Annotated in this window: 2 tRNA genes and 2 rRNA genes; all 4 read left to right on the forward strand. The window is 46.0% G+C overall.

Annotation, left to right across the window (positions count from 1 at the left end):
* Window positions 1-59, forward strand: a 16S ribosomal RNA gene (locus ACVYAD_RS25085); the annotation flags it as partial.
* A 94-nt stretch (window positions 60-153) separates the two neighbouring features.
* Window positions 154-230, forward strand: a tRNA-Ile gene (locus ACVYAD_RS25090).
* 12 nt (window positions 231-242) lie between these two features.
* A tRNA-Ala gene (locus tag ACVYAD_RS25095) sits at window positions 243-318 on the forward strand.
* A gap of 87 nt (window positions 319-405) precedes the next feature.
* Window positions 406-511, forward strand: a 23S ribosomal RNA gene (locus ACVYAD_RS25100); the annotation flags it as partial.

The raw sequence follows: 511 nt of genomic DNA on the forward strand, positions 1-511 counted from the left end.
TTGGGGTGAAGTCGTAACAAGGTAGCCGTATCGGAAGGTGCGGCTGGATCACCTCCTTTCTAAGGATATTTTCGGAATACAAACCTAGGGTTTGTAAGATTACGTTTTGCGTTCAGTTTTGAAGGTTTATGACTAAATATAAAACTTCTAAGAGGGCCTATAGCTCAGCTGGTTAGAGCGCACGCCTGATAAGCGTGAGGTCGATGGTTCGAGTCCATTTAGGCCCACCATATATACCTCTTGGGGCCTTAGCTCAGCTGGGAGAGCGCCTGCCTTGCACGCAGGAGGTCAGCGGTTCGATCCCGCTAGGCTCCACCAATTATTGTTCTTTGAAAACTGGATAAAACGACATTGAAATAGTAACAAACACATTTATTTTTTAAGTTTTTATAGGCTTAATAACTTGGTTAAGTTATTAAGGGCGCACGGCGAATGCCTTGGCACTAGGAGCCGATGAAGGACGGCACTAACACCGATATGCTTCGGGGAGCTGTAAGTGAGCTTTGATCCG

This window comes from Lysinibacillus sp. G1-3, from assembly GCF_056322905.1.